The following is a 20,814-nucleotide window of genomic DNA, read 5'->3' as shown; positions in this document are numbered from 1 at the left end:
TGGATTGTTGATTGAAAAAGAGCTCTGAATATAGGGCTCTTTTTATTTTGGAGAAAAAATGCTAAAGATTGTCTTGATCGCCGCTGTTATTTTAAGTTTTGCATTATTGTTATTCTTACTGTACCAAAGTCAAAAAATGCTGCGTCATGTGCAAGCGCAACAAGCTTTGGAAAATAAGCAAAATGGCAAAGAACGTCAGTTACATCCTGAATTGCAAAAGAACAAGAATAAAGAGACTCAGGATTAAGTGAGATTTTTGATTGGAATTGCTTTGGCAGCGCCAAACTCAAAGCGTTCAGGCCAATTGCATACATCAGACACGATGCACTCATTACACTTGGGTTTACGTGCAATACAGCAATAACGTCCGTGTAGAATTAACCAATGATGCGCATCTAAAATAAATTCTTTAGGAATGACTTTAACTAAGCGATGCTCTACCTCTAAAACATTCTTGCCAACCGCTAAACCTGTACGATTACCGACACGGAAAATATGGGTATCTACCGCCATTGCAGGTTGTCCAAAAGCCGTATTTAACACCACATTCGCTGTTTTCCGACCAACACCGGGTAAAGCTTCAAGTGCTTGGCGCGTTTCAGGCACTTGCCCTTGATGTTGTTCCAACAAAATACCACAGGTTTTGATGACATTTTCAGCTTTCGAATTATACAAGCCAATGGTTTTTATATAGGTTTTTAAACCGTCTACACCGAGGTTGAAAATGGCTTGGGCGGTATTCGCAATTGGATAAAGTTTGTCGGTGGCTTTATTTACACTGACATCGGTGGCTTGTGCTGAAAGCATGACCGCAATCAATAACTCAAATGGTGATGAATAATTGAGTTCCGTTTCAGGGTTTGGTCGCTGTTCGCGTAAACGCTCAAAAAAGGTTTGAATCTGCTTTTTGGTCATATTTTTAACGGGCATTTAGACTTCCTGCAACTCGTTTAAACGTTGTTGAAGTGCGATGAGCTGGACTTGTTTTTGTTCATCTATACGAACACTGAGTTGCTTTTCTAACTTCTTAATTTGAGTCCGAATTTTAGCAAGTTCAATGGTTGTTTTGGCATCCAGAACAGAGCTTTCTTTAGGTTTATCTGCCAAGGTAATCGTCGGAATATTATTTGAGGCCTGTGAAAACTGAGCAAAGAACTCAATATCAATTTCTGCACGTACGATAGGCCCTTTACGATTGATACGACGTTTTTCTTCACGTTGGATATGCGCATAGTAACGATGTCTAAGATCATCTTGTTCGATATGACGTTGTTGTATCGTGGGTAAAGGTTGGGGGTCTGCAACTAGATCAATACAATCGACAGGACAAGGTGGAATACATAATTCGCAGCCTGTACACAGGTCAGTCAAAATACTATGCATCAGTTTGCCGCTGCCAATGATGGCATCAACGGGACACGCACTGATACATTTGGTACAACCGATACATTCATCTTCACGAATGATGGCTTTCATGCGTTGCGGGCGACCATCTGCTTGGATATCCCAAACACTTGGTTCAGCCGTAAGATAAGGGCGTTGTAGTAACACAGCAAGTGCATCGGCAACAGGCTGTCCTCCCGGAACACATTTATTGGCTGCTTCACCTTCCGCAATCGATTTCGCATAAGGCAAACAGCCATCACGATGCCCACATAAACCGCACTGTGTTTGTGGTAAAAGTTGGTCAATTTGGACAATAAGAGAACGTTGTGCAGATGGTGACATGAAAAAGGATGGAGCGAAAAACAGGATAGGTAGTATAGCAAATAATAGTTTAGTGCGACGAGTCATCTAGGCATTGGATTTCACTTTATGTAAAGTGCCCGTTTCAATTGCTTGACATTAAAAACATAGACTAACTTGTATGTTTATTATAGAATCGGGCAGATTTTAGTAAATATTTTATAACAAATGTTGAACAACATATTCCAAGCATTGTCGCTATTAGGCTTAACCGCCCAAAAACGCGCGATACATATTCAATTTGCCAATCAAGCGCTCAACACAGAAGTGTTCCTACAAAAAATACAAGGTCAGCATGCCATTAATCAGGGCGTAACTGCGGAACTGATTTGCCTATCAACCAATGCCACCATCCCATTAAAACAATTCATTGGTTGCCAAGTCGCCGTTGATCAAGTCACCGATACAGGCACACTCTTCAGAACCACAGGCATCATTACCGAAGCTGTGCAAGGACAAAGTGATGGTTCACTGACCCTATATAAACTCAAACTGCAAGATGCCACCGCACTCTGGCATAAACGCCGTAACAGCCGCGTGTTTATGAATAAAACCATACTGGATATTGTTCAAACCCTGTTTAAAGAATGGCAACAACGCAGTCCCTTATTCGCTTCGAGTCTTACGCTTGATATCAGCGGCGTGACACAAGACTACGATGTCCGACCCTTTGTGATGCAAGCCAATGAAAGCGACTACGATTTCATTACACGACTGCTCAGAAGCGAAGGCATCAACTGGCTGATCGACGAAGCCCAACTCACTGTTGCAAACAGCAATAGCCCGATCCAAGCCCAAAAACTGCGTTTAATTGACGATAACAACCAATACCAAGCCTTAAATCGAAGAACGATTCGCTACCACCGCAGCAGTGCCACCGAACAATACGACAGCATGACCAGCTTAATTGCGGAACGTAGCCTACAACCCACCGCAGTGCATATCCAACGCTGGCAAGCCGATGCCCTAGAACAAGAAGACGGTGCAGGCAGCGTCCAAAGCAAACATCGGCATAGCGAACAACACGACAATGCCAGCTTGGGACTCGAAGACGCATGGCACTTTACCCCAGCATGGATGCAAGACCTCAAAGGCGAAGATGGCGCAACACCATCAGGCAACAAGCAAATTGAAAAACTCAACCAAAACCTCAGCCACTACCACGATGCCCAAGCCAAACAATTTATTGCCAATACGACTGTACGCGACACCCAAGTCGGCTACTGGTTTAAACTGAACGAACACCCAGAGATCGACCAACACAGCGGATCAGACCAAGAATTTCTGATCATTGCTAAAAATTACTACAACCAAAACAACCTACCCAAAGACTTAAACCAACAAATCCAAAGCCTGATCACTCAAAGCCAATGGCAGCAAGACGACAAGCACACAAACCCAGCAGAACGCCAAGCCAACCAACTGACCCTACAACGTCGTAACATAAAAACCGTACCCGAATACCATCCACTACAACACCGCCCAGCAGCCAACCCACAACGAGCCAAAGTGGTTGGACCATCAGGTGAAGAAATCCATGTCGATGAATGGGGTAGAATTAAAGTCCGCTTCCTGTTTACCCGAAATGACGACCACAGTCATGATGGCGGTGCAGGTAGCAACGACAACGATACCGACTCGGCATGGGTGGATGTACTGACGCCTTGGGCTGGCGAAGGCTACGGTGCACGCTTCCTGCCACGCATTGGTGAAATCGTGGTCATCGACTTCTTTGATGGCAACATCGACCGACCTTATGTCACAGGACGACTGCACGAAGCACAACGCAGTCCGACCAAATTCGATGACCAAGGACAACTGCCAGATACCAAGAAACTGGCAGGAATTAAATCCAAAGAATACCAAGGCTCAGGTTACAACCAACTGCGCTTTGACGACACCACCGGGCAGATCAGCGCTCAACTACAAAGCAGCCATGCATCAAGTCAACTCAATCTCGGAAAACTCAGCCATCCTAAAGCGCAAGCAGAAAGCGAAGACCGAGGTGAAGGCTTTGAACTACGCACTGACCAATGGGGAGCGATTCGAGCAGGCGAAGGCTTACTGATCACCACCCATACACAAGACCAAGCTGAAGGCGATCATCTCGAAGCCCAAACAGCCAAACAACAACTAGAAGGCAACCAAAGCAACGCCAAAGCCCTAAGTGAAGTGGCAAAGAACCAACAAACCGATGAGTTGGAATCGGTTGAGCAGTTACAGGCATTTGCAGAGCAGATTCAAGACAAAATTGCTCGTTTCGAGCAAGCGATGCTATTGCTGAGTTCACCAAATGGCATTGGACTCAGTACTTCAGAAGATATCCATCTTTCCGCCAATGGACAACTGAACCAATTTGCAGGGGATAGTATTAACCTGAGCACACAAAAGAACCTAATCGCCCAAGCCAGTCAAAAGATCAGTCTATTTGCAGCACAAGGCGGGATTAAGCAAGTTGCGGCAAAAGGTAAGTTTGAAATCTTAGCGCAAGGTGATGCTTTGGATGTGATCGCTCGTGGTGGTATTCAAATTATCTCGACGGAGAATACGATTTACATTACCAGTCCGAAAGAGATCAATTTGATTGGGGGCAGCTCAGGTATCAAGATTAATAGCTCAGGAATCTTCCCAACAACAGGTGGCAAGTTTGAGGTCAAGGCTGGACAGCATTTGTTTAAAAGCGGAGCATCTGTTAGTACGCCTGCGATTGATTTACCTGATTGTTCGGCGAAGCAGACTCAAGCTGCTCAAAATGGTTCAGCAAAGGTGGATTTATCGTGATTGTTTCTCCTTTTCAAAAGCAGATGGAAGCAGAACACTTAAATTTTGATTGCTTAGCTTTAGAAAATCGCTGCTTACAAATATTAGATACGTATGGACATATTTTATTTTTACTTGATCGGACATTAAATGAATCAATCTTTGATGATCTTTTACCTAAGATTGAGAAAAAAAATATTGCCTACATTCCATTAGCTTTAAAAAAGGATATGCAGGTTTCAAATCTTTTATTTATAAAAATTGAAGCGAAAGAAAAATTCAACTTAATAAAAGATAACCTTATTCAGTTGCTTCTAAAAAATCATGAAATAGAAAACGACAGCTATTTTGTTCATGGTTTCGGAGTTGGTAAGTCTGATATAGAACTAGATGAATTAGTTGAGTCTATAAAAAAGAAATTGGTGATTGTTGATCAAGATAAAAAAATTCTTTTTCGCTGGTATGATCCACGGGTATTAATCTATTTACCCGAAATTATTAAAAAAGAATATGTTCTAGGTCTGTTGAGAGATTTTAAAGAATGGCATTTTTTGCATCCTAAAGGTTTTTTTAGTTTTGATGCAACCTTAGACGTAGTCTCGATATTGACTTTAAGGCAAGTGAATGATGAGCAGTCTATAGATTTAGACTTAATTGAAATTGCGAATAGTGTATTTCAGCAACTAAATGAGTTTGAACAGATTGAAATGGATGAGATCAATCCTATCGATATACATCAAAGCTTAAAATATGCATATCAGGAATATGGTATTCAAAATTATTTAGATTTGATGACATATGGTCTTTATAGCCAGATTGTACATAAAGATTTTATTCAGCACTCGATTGTCACGGATGTTCTTTATGAGCACTACGTCGTCGATGAAATGACATTTACTGATGCCATGGATTATGTAGGTAAAGATTTATATGAGCAAATTAGTAAAGAATTGAATGGATACGAAATATGACTACGAATCAAAAGACGGTATTGGCTAAGCCGCAAACAAATAACATACTGGCTGAGAAAATTGCAAAGCAAAAACAACAACAAGCTAGAATTCCTGTTGTTGGAAAAACGGAAACAGTTGGGGACATGCGCAAGCCAACAGTTGCCAAGAATGTAAATAAAAAAATAGAGCAAGGTCCGATTGCTAAATCAGCAAAACAGTCTACGCCTGCAAATTTGCAAAACAGTAGTGCTGGACAGTCTCAAAAAGAGTGTTCTAATTTTTGTCGTAAAACTGGTTTTAATATTTTACCTTTACGTTATACGGTGGTAGGTGGCAATGCACCTGCTTTGCCTGCAACATTAGGCAAAAATGTCAAAGATATTCAATTAAAACATTTTAAATATGCTGTAGAAATGATAGATACAGGATATATCTATCGTTTAATAAAACGAGCATCTGGTACTTTAGAATGGGCTGGCTATTTGGTCACACCAAAGGGGCATTTATCATATTTTCCTGTTGGCAAAGTCGCACCTAAAAGTGTTCCTGAGTTTGCCTGCAAAGGTGCGGGGCATAGTGTTAATTCATCATTGATTACCATAGAAAGTAATCCGAAAGATGACGCTAAAGTTGCTTATATTATCCATACCCATGATCCGATGAGTAAGCTAAAACTCAACGAGTATGAAAAAAATGCCGAGAAATTTGTCGCTGAAGGTAAATGGCAAAAGTTTATTGTGGGTGGCGGAGCAACCCAAGATCATTGTTTGGCTGCAGCAAATCTAAAAAATTCAATTTATAATATTAAAAGCTTTGGCACAGGGCGTATCGAGCAGATTTTGAAAAAGTTTGCTCAAGAGCCAAATACTGTTGCATGCATGGCATTATATGATCCAATTGGAATTACGCTTAAATTAAATGATAGTAGAAATACGAGATTTGAAAAACTTACCAAGTTTATTGCAGAAAAAGATAAAGAAATTACAAATGAGCATCGTCTTCAATCATCTCAGCTGATTGATAGTATTAAAATCATTGTAGAAAATAAACTCATTAATCAGAAGTTAAGTACCAATAATTTGCAAGTTGATTTGAGCACTAAATTAATATTCGCTCAAGGTAAGATTCCGCTTTTTAGTTCAATGGATCAAAGAGACTACCAACGTAAAGTCAACGAAATTTGGGATAAGGCATCTCCACAAGAAAAAGAAAAGTTTTTACAACAGTACAATAAAAAATATGCAGCGGGACAAAAGCAGGTAAGAGATAAGATTATTAGTCAATCCAAAGCACAAGCGAAATTGGATTGGGAAACGAAGTATTCGACAAAAATTAATTGGACTGAAAAAAATGCTTTCGATACCAAAGTTAAAGCATTAACTGATGATGCACGTAAACTGGCCCAAGCTTATGCAAGTGATCATTTGAAATGGCTGCAATCAAAGCAGTTGTTAAATGCCTTTTATGTATACGATCAGACAGTTTTAAAAGGTGATGGTGCATTATTTCATATAAAAGCACTATCAGTCATGAATGGTATGACAGGCTGCGATGAAGGCCAAGCATTGATGGAAAAATGGTTAGGGGTCGATAAAATCTCTGACGATAATTTATATATGCGGGCTGTGACCTATAATCAAAAAAGTTTGATTGATGAATATAATGCGAAAAGTCCTGATATCACCTCCTTAACATGGGATCAAACACAGACAAGTTTAAAAGGGTTAATTGCTGCGTTTGTCAGTGCAGATCAGTTATGGGAACAATGGCTTGCTGATCCAACGAATAAAATCAATGAGTTGAAGTGGTATAATCCAGCACGGACTTTGCCTTGGATCTCTGAGATAACACGTAGCGTCGCCAAGTGGAGTCTACAATATAATGCCAATCCTTTGATTGCAAAGAAACTTTCGAGGGTTTCTTTTATCGCTTATGCGCATAGTTCTCTGTTAACTGATAAAGTGCCGAAATGGTCATTGCTGTATAACATAGACTTAAAAATGACAAATGCGGGTAGTCAACTGAATGCGACTGAGATCCAAAAACGTTGGAAAAATGCTGGACAAAACACGGCTACACAAAAGATTCAAGATATTCTAAGCAAATCTCCACAAAGTGTTTCTATCAGGATTTCTGGTATTGTTGCTTTGTTTGAGTTAATGAATTTGGGAACACAAGCCAGTCTTTTCGCTGGGGATAAAAATTGGGAAAATGGTTTTAAAGTAACAGCAGGCTTATTAGCAACTACAGCAGTAGTTTTAGATATTGCTGGTGGCGGTATGGATGCTTTAAGTTTCCAAGAAAAAGCCAATAAAATTAGGTTATATGGTGCAAGACTTGCAATTGGAGGGGCCACTTTTAGTATGATTGCTGACATTACAGCATTCGTAAAAGAGTTTGGCGGTAAAGATAATATATTCTTGCTGATTGTATTAGGTGCAAAAGCTACCATTTCTTTATTAATGGTTGGTGTAGGTATTGGAATGTTATTAAGGCTCCCTGCATTAGCCGGCAGAGATATTGTAATAAAATTGCAAAAGTCTATAGCTCTTAAAAGCTTTTTAACTATAGGTATTATACGTACTGCTGTATGGTTAAACTGGATTGGTATTGGCCTTAGCGTTATTGAAATTGTTTTAAGAAATTATTATTACACAGAAGACGAACTGCAAAAATGGTGTAAAAAATCGGTATTTGGGACTGAAGCTGGGAAATATAAATCTCTTGAAGATGAAGATGACGCTTTTAGTAAAGCTGTAGTGAGTGTATAAAATGAATGAAATGTTATTGATTAAGGGATTTGTAAAGAATTTAGAAGTTGAGGACTCTAAAATTTATCCTTTGAAGAATATTAAATCACAAGCTGCTGGTAGTGTAATACTTGGAACCTTAACTGCAAGTAGTAGCGCAGCAACTAATGCACCAATTTTGCTAATGGCAGCAAGTGGAGAAGATGCTAAATCCTTTACTTGTGAAGTGGGCGATTATCGATTAATTGGTCAGTTTACAACAGTACAATTTAAGAATGGCGATGAACTGGTTTGGGTGATTAGTAGGGAAAAAGAGCAAGGAAGACATTTAGCTTACGCTGTACTTGATCCTAAAACTGGATTACTTTATATGATGTATGAATTGGGACGGTCGTTGAAAAAAGCTTATAACTATAACAATAAGGTAGCATTCTTTTTAGGAGTAGTATGTTTTTCATTTATATCTATTTTAATATTAGGTTCGAAACTTTATTATGGAGATAGTGTAGATATTTCTTTTAATGAAATCATTAAATATTTATTTTTTAGCTTTATTATAAGTTTTTTATTTTCCTTCTCTTTTTCTTATCTTGTTTTTGGCCGAGTATCAAAGAAAACGGGTGTATTGTCTGAGAAAATTTTTAAAGTCTTAGGTTTTAAAATAATTGAACAGGACTTCTACAATGATTGTATCGTCAAAGATGGCATTCACATTAGTGTCATGGAATATAGAAAAAACTTAAAAGGCCCAGACCCATATCCAGAGGATTATTTTGATAAGAAATGATAAAAATCGAAGGTCATGTAAGGAATCTGAAAGTTGAAGATTCTAAGGTTTTCCCATTTAGAAACATCGAAAGGCAAGCTGTCGGTACAGCTATGGTTGGCGCTTTAACCGCAAGTAGTAGTATGGCTGCTAATGCTCCAATTATGATGATGGCAGCTAGAGGGGAAGATGCTAAATCCTTTACTTGTGAAGTGGGCGATTATCGATTAATTGGTCAGTTTACAACAGTGCAGTTTAAGAATGGTGATGAACTGGTTTGGGTAATCAAGGAGCAAAAAGAACGAGGTAGACATTTGGTTTATTCAACCTTGGACCCTAAAACAGGATTGTTACATATGATCAATGAAATGGGACGATCCTTAAAAAAAGGATATATTAGCTTTATTAAAGCAGGAATCTTAATTGCTTTATTTTTTTTATTATTCGTTAATATAATAATATTAATTACTTCTCTTTTAAGTGGTCAAAGTTTAGATTTTAGTTTTTATGAATATATACTGCCACTTGTTGTGGCACCATTTATGTTCACTTTTCTATTTATATTTAGTATGTTTTTCTTTTCTAGTGACCTCAAACAAGCTTGCCGACTATCTGAAAAAGTTTTTTTGGTACTTGGTTTTGAGGATGTTAAAAATCAAGATTTCTTTGGAACTACAGATCATTTTAAGGAAAATGGGCATGCTTTCAAACGTAGTGTAATGTATTACCGTAGAAGTTTAAAAGGTACAGACCCATATCCAGAAGATTATTTTGATAAAAATGAAAAAGATGAAAGTACATGCAATAAATAATAAGGTGAGAACTAAAATAAATTCATTGTAACTTTATATATGTATTTTTAATAAATTCTATATTTACTAGATTATTAAGCATTCCAAAAAACTATATTTTATGCTGCTTACAACTGGACACATCTTATTGATATCAATATTTGAATTAAGCGCCTATGGTGAATGAGTGCTAGATAATTATCTACACATCATTATAAAGGAGAGACACTCATGTCTCAGAACCAAGATAACTCTAAACAACAACCTAATCAGCAAAATCAATCACCTGGTCAACAACAACAGTCTGAGCCAAATGCTAAGCCTCCAGCACAACAAGACCAAAAACAGCCAACTCCAAAGCAACCTAGCGAAAATAATGGGCAACAGAAATAATCATTATTTCTATGCTTGTAAGAATTTAATCAGCTAAATCCAAATTTATAGGAAACTAATTTATTTAGTTTCCTATATTATTTATAAGGTTGATTTTATATATAACATTAATCATGGATAAGTAATTAATTTAAATAGATCGCTGATCAATTTTAGGATGTCATATTTACTCAGTATAAGTATAAGCATTCATTTTTTTATAATTTTGCTTCTTTTGTTGATATCGTAAAGTTAAGCATCGATAGTATTTATAATTTTAGAATAAAAATGATTGGGAAAGCAGCAAGCGAGATAGAAAGAGCATAGATCGTCAGGTACTTTCGCTCCAAAACAATGCTTATTATATTTTTTTGGTGCAATAGAAGAAAATGCTTGTAAAGACTAAGCTGTAGCAATGGCGAAAATAATTGAAAAAGTGTTTGTTTTCTCTATATTTACTATAAAAATAACGAATATACAAAAATTTATCTATATGATTTTTAAGGTTTAATTAAGATTTTATTGAAAGTCGTATAAAAGTTGAATAGTAATCTATGTTCGTTGTGTGAGATATTCTATTTTGGTGCATTTCTAGCACCAAAATAAATCACTGACTCGGGGGTGAATGTTGAAATACGATAGCTTAAATGACTTTCTGGCTTATGTGAAAGCTAGAGATCCTGATCAACCTGAATTTTTACAAGCTGTTGAAGAAGTAATGTTGAGCTTGTGGCCATTCATTGAGAAGAATCCCAAATATGCTCAATATGGTTTATTAGAGCGTCTAGTTGAGCCTGAGCGTGCAATTCAATTCCGAGTGTCTTGGATGGATGATCAAGGGCAAACACATGTTAACCGTGCTTTCCGTATTCAATATAATTCAGCCATTGGACCATATAAAGGTGGGATGCGTTTTCATCCATCGGTGAATTTATCAATTCTAAAATTCTTGGGTTTTGAACAAACCTTTAAAAATGCATTAACCACCTTACCAATGGGTGGAGGAAAGGGCGGCTCGGACTTTGATCCAAAAGGAAAGTCTGAAGCGGAAATTATGCGCTTTTGCCAAGCATTAATGTTAGAGCTATATCGTCATTTGGGTCCGAATACCGATATTCCCGCTGGTGATATTGGTGTTGGCGGTCGAGAAGTTGGCTTTATGGCTGGCATGATGAAAAAGCTAAGTAACGATACTGCTTGTGTATTTACAGGTAAAGGCATTTCATTTGGTGGAAGTTTAATGCGTCCTGAAGCAACAGGATATGGTGCAGTGTATTTTGCTGAGGAAATGCTCAAAACGCGCGGTGAAAATTTTACTGATAAAACAGTTTCAATTTCAGGTTCAGGAAACGTTGCTCAATTTGCAGCAGAAAAAGCCATGTTCTTGGGTGCAAAAGTGGTTAGTCTTTCAGACTCAAATGGCACAGTTTACTTAAAAAATGGTTTTACTGATGAGTTGCTTGCCGAAGTGATGGAGCTTAAGAATAATAAGCGTGGGCGTATTTCTGAGTTTGCTTCAAAACATGGCTTTGAGTATTTTGAAGGGAAGACACCTTGGCATATTCCCGCTGATATTGCTTTGCCTTGTGCGACTCAAAATGAGTTAGGCGAACAGGATGCGGAGTTGCTGCTTGCAAATGGTGTGATCTGTGTCGCTGAAGGTGCCAATATGCCGTGTACATTAGATGCTGTAGAAAAATTTATTGCTGCAAAAATTCTTTATGCACCAGGTAAGGCTTCAAATGCGGGTGGTGTCGCAACTTCTGGGCTTGAAATGTCACAGAATGCTTTGCGCCTCAGTTGGATGCATGGGGAAGTCGATGAACGTTTACATGCAATCATGAAAGATATTCATGCCAATTGTTTGAAATATGGTACTAAAGAAGATGGTACAGTGAATTATGTGGATGGAGCAAATATTGCTGGATTTGTGAAAGTTGCTGATGCAATTTTGGCTCAAGGTATTTATTAATATTTCGCCGAGCAAATAATAACTCCGATGTAAAAACATCGGAGTTATTATTTATAGCAATGTATTAGGGTTTCTTAACAATTTCTTGTTCAACAACCATATCTAATACGTCAGCTAGGCTAGATTGGTCAGCCGCTGGGTTTTTAATTTCAAAACGTTTCACACGAACGATGACACGTTGGTTTGGGTTGTGTTCAAAACCTTCGATTTGACCGTAGTAAAGTGACCAGTCTTTATCCGCGTATGTTTTTACACCTTTGTCATCATATTTAATTTCACGAACTTGCATACAAGTCTGTGGTGCTACACCTACACAAGACTTAGTTTCTGGTGAAATTTCCATGAAAACAGTTTTAGGTTCTGTTTGGTATTTTGCTTCAGGTGTCATTTTACCAACGAAGCTATATTTTTGACCTTTTGCATCAGTAATCACGAGTGTTGGTTGGTCAAGGTTGCTTGCATTCACTTCAAACGGAATCTGACGTTTTTGTAAAAGGTCACCAGCGAATTGCTCTTGTTTCATAAGTGCTGGATTACACGCCATCATCGTTGATGCACCATCACCTGTCGCGATCAAACCATTTTCAATTTTCCATGATGTATTTAAGCGATTACAACCCGTATCAACAGATAAGCGATCATTGGCCAAGAAACTTAATACGATTGGACGTTTGGTATCAGCAGGTTGATATGACCAAGTGTAATTAGTTAACACGTTGCTATTCGTCACTTTTGCACCTGTAAATATGTGTTTTTGCCCTTTGCTATCAGTTACAGTCAAGATTGCTTGACCATTCATAGTACTGATTTGAAATGGAACTTTTTTATCACTAAAAATATCAGCAGATAAACGTTCTTGTTTCATTAAATCATCTGCACAAGCCATTTTTGTTGATATAAGCGCTGAAGTGACAATGGTATTGCCTTCAACTTTCCAAGTACCACCTTGACCATTACAACCCGTTTGAATCGAAAGTTGTTGATTGTCATTAAAGTTTAAAACCAATGGCTTTGACGCTGTAGACGCTTGATAAGTCCAGCGATAATCCGTGAGGTTTTTAGCCGCTGTCGCGTTAATTTCAGTTGTTACATGATCAGCAACGTTTTGTACTGTTTGACATGCCATTAAAGAAAAAGGGAGTAAGGCAAGAATTAAATATTTGATTTTCATATTCAAAGAACATATATAATATAGCAGCCATAAGCTTAAAGGATTCTTAAAAAAAGAGCATGCAGCCAGTTTAGGTATTAAGTTCGTTAAATGTATTGATTTGTAATTTTAAATAAAAGTATAGGATTTTTAAAAGCTTGGTGCTCAGTTATTAAACTTTTCTGCCGAGCACCAAGAATATGATTCAGTCGAAACGATAAATATCCATCCCTAATGAACCCATTGAAAAACTACTATGTACGATATTAAAACGATGACCTGTGCCCATTGCAAAGAATAGCGGTGCAAAATGTTCAAGTGTCGGATGATTACGTTGAACATAAGGCAATGATGGCCAATCCAATACAGCATCATAGTTTTGATGCGTAAGCTTATTGACGACCGCATTACGAAAGGTACTTGCCCATATCGGTACATTGGTATCAGTATGCCAAGAAAGCTCCGCAAGGTTGTGGGTAATGCTCCCTGAGCCAATTAATAACATCTGTTGTTCTCGCAAAGGCGCAAGGGTTTGTCCGATTTTATAAATTTCATCGGCATTTAAGTGAATAGGAAGTGAAATTTCGATCACGGGAATATCGGCTTCAGGATACATGTGTAATAAAGGCATCCAGACCCCATGATCTCGCGGACGTGTGCTGTTAGCATGGGCAGAAAATCCTGCTTCAGCAAATAACGTGAGTATTTTTTCTGCGAGTTCTGGTGCACCTGATGCAGGATAGCGAATGTCATATAGCGCCTGTGGAAAACCACGGAAGTCGTGCCATGTTTGTGGTCGGATTGAGGTACTGACTTCAAGCGCTTGGCTTTCCCAATGAGCAGACATGACGATAATTGCCTGTGGTTTGGGTAGATTGGTACTTAGCCGATGCAGAGCAGGACCAACTTGTTCTGGATCAAGTGCGAGCATTGGTGAACCATGAGAGATAAATAACCCTGGTAAAGTTTGCATGTTCATCGTTAAGCACCTGACTAGAAATACATGGTTATGGTGACAAAAATAAGCACTGTTTAAAAGCGGCTAGGTTTCAACAGATTGTTCTAAAACTAGAACACGATATTAAATTACGCTCGGTGGTAAGGGTGATTGTGATTAATGCTCATGGCACGATAGAGTTGTTCGATGAGTAACACACGAACAAGTGGATGGGGCATGGTGAGTTTGGATAATGACCAGTGCCAAGCAGCAGCTTTGCGTACTGCATCGGATAGTCCATCAGGGCCACCTATGGCAAGTACGATATCGTTGCCTTCGAGCATCCATTGCTTCATGGTATCCGCAAGTTTTTCGGTACTCAGCTCACGTCCACCCACTTCTAAGGCGATCAGTGTCTCATTTGCTTTGACCGCATTGAGAATACTTTCACCCTCGATTTGGCAGTATTTTAGGATGTCAGCTTCTGAATCATTTTTTCCACGCTTTGCCATCGGCAGCTCAATTACTTGGGTTTGTACAAAAGGTTGAATACGTTTGAAATAGTCTTCAAACCCAGTCAGCACCCATGCAGGCATTTTTTGGCCAATCGTCACGATACGAATTTTCATAAGACAATACGTGTAAATAATATGAGCGCATTATAAACGCTGAGACGGATTCATGTAGACTCGAATAGATTTATTGTTCTTAAGATCTTATGCAGGGTGGTGCTTTATTCCACAACATAAAAAACGCAGCTCAAAATGCGTATGAGCTGCGATCAAAGCATCATCCGTCTGGAGTTCAGATGACGCTAAAAAAATGAGTTCACAAGTCAAATTTAGCTTTTGTTTTTATCGACTCTATTTCATTATGCAAGATATTGGTTGTTTTTCAACCTAATTTTGTAATAAAAAATTATGTAACAAAAAAGAGAGCCGAGGCTCTCTTTTTTGTTACACACAGATTAGTGTCGCGCAGCCTTGGTATCTTCTACTGGTTTAACAATAGGTGTTTTAGCCAAAGGTTTCGGCATATCTGTTAATGCTAAAGGAAGAATTTCATCAATGCTTTTCACTGCTTTGATTTCTAAACCTTCTTTGACATTGTCAGGGATTTCAGCCAAATCACGTACGTTATCTTGTGGGATAAATACCAATTTGACCCCACCACGGTGTGCAGCAAGCAGTTTTTCTTTCAAGCCACCGATACGCATCGCACGACCGCTAAGACTGGTTTCACCTGTCATCGCAATATCTGGGCGAATCGTAATATCTGTAAATGCAGATACCAGTGCAGTCGTCAGTGCCAAACCAGCAGATGGACCATCTTTCGGAGTTGCACCTTCCGGTAAGTGAACATGCACGTCGGTTTCTTCAAAACGAGATGCTTCAATACCAAGCTCATCCGCACGCGTACGAACCACAGTCATGGCCGCAGTAATAGACTCTTTCATGACATCGCCGAGTGAACCTGTAGTAATGAATTTGCCTTTACCTTTCACGGCAGCAACTTCAATGGTCAATAACTCTCCGCCAACAGAAGTCCAAGCTAAACCATTTACACGGCCGACTTGCGCTTCATCTTCCGCAATACCAAAGTCAAATTTATGCGGACCTAAGTAATCTGGAAGATTTGCAGAGGTGACATCAAGCTGTAAGTTTTTCGATTTCTTACTCACAGCTTCTTTCACCACTTTACGTGCAATTTTAGAAACTTCACGTTCCAGACTACGTACACCTGCTTCACGCGTATAACGTTGTACGATGTCACGAATCGCTTCTTCATGAACGGTTAGTTCTTTTGCGCGCAGACCATTGTTTTTGATCGCTTTAGGAACAAGGTAACGCTGAGCAATATTCACTTTTTCATCTTCGGTATAACCCGGTAGACGAATCACTTCCATCCGATCCAATAATGCTTCTGGAATATTCATACTATTTGCAGTACAGATAAACATCACTTCAGACAGATCAAGATCAAGATCTAAGTAGTGATCATTGAACTTATTGTTCTGAGATGGATCAAGCACCTCTAGTAACGCAGAAGCAGGATCACCACGGTAGTCTTGTGCCATCTTGTCGATTTCGTCGAGTAAGAACAATGGGTTCTTCACACCAACTTTTGTTAATGATTGCACAATTTTACCTGGCATCGCACCAATATAAGTACGACGATGACCGCGAATTTCTGCTTCGTCACGTACGCCACCAAGTGCCATACGCACAAATTCTCGACCAGTTGCTTTTGCGACTGATTCACCAAGTGACGTTTTACCCACACCAGGAGGACCAACTAAACAAAGAATCGGGCCTTTAAGTTTTTTCACACGAGATTGAACCGCTAGATATTCAACAATACGATCTTTCACGTCATCTAAGCCGTAGTGATCTGCATCTAGTGTTTCTTGTGCTTTACTCAAGTTAATGCTGACTTTGCTGGCTTTATTCCATGGCGTATCTAAAATTACTTCTAGATAGTTACGGACTACAGCGGCTTCGCTAGAAGCAGGTTGCATTGCTTTGAGTTTACGGAACTCTGCTTCAGCTTTTTTGCGCACATGTTCAGGCAAATCTTCTTCAGCAAGTCGTTTTTCAATCTCAGCAACATCATCTTCAGCCCCGCCATTCATATCGGAAAGCTCACGCTGAATAACTTTCATTTTTTCATTCAGAAAGTATTCGCGTTGATTTTTTTCCATCTGACGTTTTACGCTGTCATGCAGGGTCTGCTCAATTTGCTGTTCAGCAGATTGATTGGTCAAATAACTCATCAACTCTTGTAAATGTTCTTCGAACTCATCGTGCTCTAAAAACTTTTGCTTTACTTCAATGTTCAAAGGCACACGTGTTGCAACGAAGAACATCAATTGTAATAAGTCTTCGATTTTATTTGCAGCTGCAACGAGTTCGCGTGCATTACGTAATTTTGCTTCAGCATATTGAGCAAAGAGGGTACGTAATTCATTCAAGCGAGTCTCTTGGGTCTCTTGATCCAATGCAACAGTCATCGGGCTTAAATGATGTTCAGCGGTTAAGTATTCTTCACCGTCAATAATCTGTTCTAGTTTTGAACGGTGTAGGCCTTCAATGAGTACTTTTATGCAGTTTTCATCATTTTCATGATTCACGACTTGTACGATTTTAGCTACAGTTCCATATTGATACAGGTTATCGTGATCAATTTCTTCTGTAAGCGAATCTTTTTGCGCAACTACAAATACTAAATTATCACCGTTACGAGCTACGTCCACTGCATTGATCGATTTTTCACGACCCACGAATAGCGCAATTTGCATGTGTGGATATACCACGACATCACGTAATGCTAAAAGTGGTAATACACTCGGAACTTGCGGCTCTAAGATAGTTTCATCATTCATAATAAATTCGGACATGAGCACTCCTAATGAGTGACAACGGTGTTGCCATGCTTTTTATAGTGATGTGCATTTTAAAAATTACAAGGGTTTTATCTCAGAAAATATTAAAAAATAACTAAATTAGTCGGAATTCAGGCGAAATATACTAAATTTCATAGATTCAACGGCTAAAACGGTACTGTTGCTTTGGCGTGAGCAGTCCATCAAGCGGTTGATCCCATTTTTGCCGTAATAGTTGCTCATCAATATATTGAAAAGAGTGAGCGAGTCCTAAGCGATATGGATGATGTTTGGCTGTCGCAAGTGTACGGTCGTAAAAACCTCCACCCATACCAATTCGAGTGCCATGATGATCACAGGCCAGTAAGGGCATAATAAGCAAATCTAATGCTGAAACATGTTTGCCTCGACTTGCCATCGGCTCTTTCATCCCTAGTGCGTGGTGTGAAAAACGTTTGTTGAAATATTGGTTTGCACTAATTTTTACCCATACAAGCGTTTGATTCATATTACAGATCATCGGCAGGTAAACTTGTTTCTTCTGTTGGAAACAGAGTTCTAACAGTTTTTGGGTTTGTATTTCCCCAAATGCATGTAAATACAAACCAATTTTTGTTGCAGTTTTAAATTGAATTGCATGCCGCAGTTGAATCAAAACTTGATGTTCTGCTCTTTTTTGTTCGTAACGAGAAAGGCGTTTTCTTTTTAAACGAAGCTGTTTTCTTAATGCGTTTAATGTGTTGCTCATAAAGCTTTAGAAAATGGTTTTGATAAAATAATCATACTTGATTTATAGGATTGTCGGTTTAATACCTAACTAAAAAATAGCAAAGCTTTATTTCTTCTACATCTATATCGAATGATGATAATTTTAAGTATCAAAAAGTAGTTGATAGCTTGAGTAATAATAATGTAAGTCTATAATTTTTCATCGAAATAAAATGATTTACTAAACAGTAAATTAATCCAAGCTTAATAAGTATTGTGAAATTTTTTACTTAAAATTGGTTGGTTAATGTTTTAACTCAATATTAACTGACAGTTAGAACAATGGATTCATTAAAAAGTTAGCCTTTATGCTGACTTTTTTTATTTTTTGATACAATTTTTTTTGAATATTAAAAGTCAGACATTGTCAATTATTGTCATGTGTATGCATTTTTTGCGACTTATGGTATGAAGATTAGTTGATAAGTGTTATTTTTATTTATTTTTGTTTAATATTAATTATTGTTTTAATTTAATTTTTTAGAATAAAAGCAAAACATTATATTGAATTGTAGTCTGTGATTTGAAATGCATAATAATAAAAATATTGTGATTTACTTGGCATATAAAAAAAGTTATTTTATTGAACATTAAATTACATTTATTTACCTGATAGACGGGTATGTACACATAAGTAAACATGTTTTAACGATTTAATTTACGTCTAGGAAAAAAATATGAACAAAGTTTATAAAGTTGTTTGGAATGCGTCGTTAGGCGTTTGGGTAGCGGTTTCAGAACTTGCTAAAAGTAAAACTAAAAATAGCGGTGTGAGTGATACCACTAGTCAAATCAATAGTTCAGTGGCTAGCCAACAAGCTAAATTGTTTTTCTTAAAGCCATTGTCTTTTGCTATTTTTAGCATTCTTGTTCCATCATTTGCTTTTGCAGAAGTTAATACAGGAGGGGGGAGTAGTAGCCAAGCTTCAAGTACAGCGATATCACCAACAAATGCTCAATGTGGTACTTTAAATCAAGCTACCATTAGTGGGGCTACCTCAACCAATAGTATTGCAATGGGTTGTGGAACGACTATTAGTAGTGCTCCAGATTCTGTTGCTATAGGTAAACAAAATACAATTAATGCCACTAACGCTACCAGTCAGCAAATTGCTGATCGTAGAGGTGGTGCTACACCTGTCAATTATCCAAATGGACAAACTGGATATACAAGTGCGTCAGTCGCAATTGGCACCCTAAACTCCACAGGTGCTGGTGGAGGTGTGGCGGTTGGTAATGGTAACCAAGTTGAAGGTGATTTTCATGGTGTCGCTGTTGGTCAGGGTAACCGTACGACCAATGGATATGCTGTAAGTTTGGGTGTTGGTAACCTTGCTAGTGGAACATCATCGGTATCTGTCGGAACAGCCAACCAAGCAACGGGTAACACAGCAATTGCTGTGGGTCGCCAAAGTTATTCAAAAGCAGATTTTGGTATCGCTATAGGTAATATAGCGACTGTTGAAGCTGGTGCAACGAAAGGTATCGCTATCGGTGATGGTGCCAATGCTAGTGTAGAGAACTCTGTATCATTAGGTGGGGGTTCAACGACTACGGCACAATCAGGAAATTCATTCTTAACAAATGTTGCTCCATCTGCCACAAACGGTGTGGTTTCTGTAGGTACAATTGGCGCAACTCGACGTATTCAGAACGTCGCCGATGGTGCTGCGCTCACTGATGCAGTGAATGTTGCACAATTAGATAAGGCTTATGATGATACACATAGTCGTTTAGCGACAGCATTGGGTGGTGGAGCAGCATATAATTCAGCCACGAATGCTTATACAGCACCAACCTATAATGTTACAACGGATCCTGCAGCTGGTACTAAAACAGGTAATGTGAATAATGTAGGTGCGGCATTATCGGGCTTAGACACAGCTGTTAATAAAGCAATCACATTTAGTGGCAATACTGGTACTTCATCCAATAAACTTGGATCATCTTTAAATATCACTGGTGGTTTAATAGGTGCAGGCTCAAATGCAAATGTTAAAACAGTCATTACTGGTAATACGCTTGATATTCAAATCGCAGATGCGCCTACATTTACTGGAACTGTAACCGCAGGTAATCTTGCCACTGGTGGCACATTGAGTGTAGCAGGTGCAAGTAATTTAAATGGCGGGGCAAATTTAAATAACCAGAAAATTACGAATTTAGCTGCTGGTACTGTTGCAAGCGATGCAGTTAACTTTGGTCAATTAACGACAACGAATAACAATGTTACGGCAGCACAGAACACAGCAAATACGGCATTAACCAATGCTAATAATGCGCAAACCTCAGCAAATACAGCACAAACTACAGCCAACACAGCATTAACCAATGCGAGCAATGCTCAAAGTACAGCAGATACGGCACTGACCGAAGCACAAAAAGGCATTAACTTTGGTGATGGCACAACAAACAATAACTATGCCCTAGGCGAGACGATCAATGTCAAAGGTGATAGTAACGTAAA

General features: G+C 38.7%; 16 protein-coding genes. 9 read left to right on the top strand and 7 right to left on the bottom strand.

The genetic code is table 11. The features are described from left to right. Positions 1-58 precede the first annotated feature (58 nt). The gene (locus tag J2Y37_RS13760) at positions 59-247 is read left to right on the top strand and encodes a hypothetical protein (RefSeq protein WP_349033173.1); all 189 of its coding nucleotides are present in this window, start codon (positions 59-61) and stop codon (positions 245-247) included. Here the strand turns inward: J2Y37_RS13760 and nth are convergent. Together nth and J2Y37_RS13750 are read right to left on the bottom strand one after the other, a co-directional pair. Beyond that, the gene (gene nth, locus J2Y37_RS13755) at positions 244-915 is read right to left on the bottom strand and encodes an endonuclease III (protein WP_171063464.1); all 672 of its coding nucleotides are present in this window, start codon (positions 913-915) and stop codon (positions 244-246) included. The genes J2Y37_RS13760 and nth overlap by 4 nt on opposite strands. Before the next feature lie 15 nt (positions 916-930). Beyond that, positions 931-1,728 carry an RnfABCDGE type electron transport complex subunit B gene (locus tag J2Y37_RS13750; RefSeq protein ID WP_349033172.1) on the bottom strand — a complete coding sequence of 266 codons (798 nt, stop codon included), beginning with the start codon at positions 1,726-1,728 and terminating at the stop codon, positions 931-933. A 186-nt stretch (positions 1,729-1,914) separates the two neighbouring features. On the opposite strand from J2Y37_RS13750, the gene J2Y37_RS13745 reads away from it, so the two are divergent. The 7 genes from J2Y37_RS13745 to gdhA all read left to right on the top strand — a co-directional run bounded on the left by J2Y37_RS13745 (position 1,915) and on the right by gdhA (position 12,110). Next, a complete protein-coding gene (locus tag J2Y37_RS13745; RefSeq protein WP_349033171.1) occupies positions 1,915-4,527 on the top strand; it encodes a type VI secretion system Vgr family protein in 2,613 nt (870 codons plus the stop codon). After that, on the top strand, positions 4,524-5,477 hold the full coding sequence (locus J2Y37_RS13740; RefSeq protein WP_349033170.1) for a hypothetical protein: 954 nt from the start codon (positions 4,524-4,526) through the stop codon (positions 5,475-5,477). Before J2Y37_RS13745 ends, J2Y37_RS13740 begins: the two co-directional genes overlap by 4 nt. Beyond that, positions 5,474-8,230, top strand: a complete 2,757-nt coding sequence (locus J2Y37_RS13735; RefSeq protein ID WP_349033169.1) for a T6SS effector BTH_I2691 family protein — start codon at positions 5,474-5,476, stop codon at positions 8,228-8,230. The genes J2Y37_RS13740 and J2Y37_RS13735 overlap by 4 nt, the downstream gene beginning before the upstream one ends. Before the next feature lies 1 nt (position 8,231). Further along, positions 8,232-8,996, top strand: coding sequence for a putative type VI secretion system effector (locus tag J2Y37_RS13730; protein WP_241322714.1), 765 nt, complete (start codon positions 8,232-8,234; stop codon positions 8,994-8,996). Further along, positions 8,993-9,787, top strand: a complete 795-nt coding sequence (locus tag J2Y37_RS13725; protein ID WP_349033168.1) for a putative type VI secretion system effector — start codon at positions 8,993-8,995, stop codon at positions 9,785-9,787. Before J2Y37_RS13730 ends, J2Y37_RS13725 begins: the two co-directional genes overlap by 4 nt. A gap of 210 nt (positions 9,788-9,997) precedes the next feature. After that, positions 9,998-10,159, top strand: a complete 162-nt coding sequence (locus J2Y37_RS13720; RefSeq protein WP_005197745.1) for a hypothetical protein — start codon at positions 9,998-10,000, stop codon at positions 10,157-10,159. Between the two features lie 604 nt (positions 10,160-10,763). Next, positions 10,764-12,110, top strand: a complete 1,347-nt coding sequence (gene gdhA / locus J2Y37_RS13715) for an NADP-specific glutamate dehydrogenase (RefSeq protein ID WP_349033167.1) — start codon at positions 10,764-10,766, stop codon at positions 12,108-12,110. A gap of 64 nt (positions 12,111-12,174) precedes the next feature. Here the strand turns inward: gdhA and J2Y37_RS13710 are convergent, their stop codons facing one another. The 5 genes from J2Y37_RS13710 to J2Y37_RS13690 form a co-directional block, all read right to left on the bottom strand. Continuing rightward, positions 12,175-13,281, bottom strand: coding sequence for an META and DUF4377 domain-containing protein (locus tag J2Y37_RS13710; protein ID WP_349033166.1), 1,107 nt, complete (start codon positions 13,279-13,281; stop codon positions 12,175-12,177). Between the two features lie 184 nt (positions 13,282-13,465). Next, on the bottom strand, positions 13,466-14,239 hold the full coding sequence (locus J2Y37_RS13705; RefSeq protein WP_349033165.1) for a class III extradiol ring-cleavage dioxygenase: 774 nt from the start codon (positions 14,237-14,239) through the stop codon (positions 13,466-13,468). A gap of 107 nt (positions 14,240-14,346) precedes the next feature. After that, complete coding sequence (rlmH, locus tag J2Y37_RS13700; protein ID WP_004670478.1) at positions 14,347-14,826, bottom strand: 23S rRNA (pseudouridine(1915)-N(3))-methyltransferase RlmH; 480 nt, start codon at positions 14,824-14,826, stop codon at positions 14,347-14,349. Between the two features lie 338 nt (positions 14,827-15,164). Continuing rightward, positions 15,165-17,594 (bottom strand): endopeptidase La, encoded by a 2,430-nt coding sequence (gene lon / locus J2Y37_RS13695; protein WP_005197736.1) that lies wholly within the window; start codon positions 17,592-17,594, stop codon positions 15,165-15,167. 145 nt (positions 17,595-17,739) lie between these two features. Then, positions 17,740-18,327: a 5-formyltetrahydrofolate cyclo-ligase gene (locus J2Y37_RS13690; protein WP_349033164.1), complete on the bottom strand. Its 588-nt coding sequence runs from the start codon at positions 18,325-18,327 to the stop codon at positions 17,740-17,742. A gap of 697 nt (positions 18,328-19,024) precedes the next feature. Between J2Y37_RS13690 and J2Y37_RS13685 the strand changes: the two genes are divergently transcribed. Beyond that, positions 19,025-20,814 (top strand): ESPR-type extended signal peptide-containing protein (locus J2Y37_RS13685; RefSeq protein ID WP_349033163.1); only part of this gene is annotated, 1,790 nt, incomplete at its 3' end.

The organism is Acinetobacter sp. 3657, assembly GCF_031456775.1.
Classification (GTDB): Bacteria; Pseudomonadota; Gammaproteobacteria; order Pseudomonadales; family Moraxellaceae; genus Acinetobacter.
This window is presented reverse-complemented; position numbering and strand designations above follow the sequence as displayed.